At 75.7% G+C, this 885-nt stretch carries 1 protein-coding gene; it reads left to right on the top strand.

Annotated features, from left to right (window positions below; translation table 11 throughout):
• On the top strand, window positions 1–653 hold a 653-nt coding region (locus E1266_RS38660), incomplete at its 5' end, for a DUF4185 domain-containing protein (protein ID WP_165966388.1).
• Window positions 654–885: the final 232 nt, after the last annotated feature.

Genomic DNA, 885 nt, shown 5'->3' with positions numbered 1-885 from the left:
CCACCCTCCTGATCACCTACACCGACGTGTGCGTGCACGGCGGCACCATCAGCACCCAGGGATTCGGCCTGGTCACCTACCGGCCCGCCGGGAACTCCCTCACCGGCCGCACCCGGCTGTTCAGCTCCCCCGGCGGGCTGCCGTTCCAGCACAACCTCGGCTCCCCCGTGTTCAGCCGCGGCCACCTGCACCTGTTCGCCTCGGTGTGCGACGACTCCGCGCTCGGCACCTGCCACGGCGGGCGCGTCACCCTGGCCCGGGCGCCCGCCGGCCCGGACGCCTGGCGCGATCCCGCCGCCTACCGGTACTGGACGCCCGGCGGCTGGACCCGCGATGCCGCCCAGGCCGGCACCGTCGTCCACGGCGCGGCCCCCTACCTGGTCCACGTCGCCGACTACACCGGCGTCGGCAAGGGCCTGGTCATGGTCGAGCAGCGCAGCCTGTCCGGGCGGTTCCGCCTCTGGCGCGCCCCCGCCCCCGAAGGGCCCTGGACGCCCGCGGGCGACGGCTCGGTCCCCTGCTCCGGCGGCACCGGCCTCGACCAGTGCCGCGCCCTCATCGGGCACCCCGCCCTCAGCACCCGCGACACGCTGGTGCTGACCTACTACGACCCCGCCGACCACCACATCACCGCACGCGCCTTCCCCTGGTGACCCTGCGACAACGGCGCGCGGGGCGACGGGGTGCGGGGCAGCGGTGCACGGGTCGACGGCGTACAGGTCACAGGCTCCACAGGCGCCGCTTGCGGTAGCGGGGCTCCCACATCACCCGGTTGCGCTCGCGCACCGGCGCCGGCAGCGCCATCAGGAACCGGCTCCGCTCGACCGGTGCGATCCCGTCCACGACCCACGGCACGAACAGCGGCGCGCCCGCCGCCCACCGGCC

Source organism: Actinomadura sp. 7K534, assembly GCF_004348575.1.
Taxonomy (GTDB): domain Bacteria; phylum Actinomycetota; class Actinomycetes; order Streptosporangiales; family Streptosporangiaceae; genus Spirillospora; species Spirillospora livida.
The sequence above is the reverse complement of the archived record's forward strand: the minus strand, read 5'-3'. Positions and strand labels throughout refer to the sequence as shown.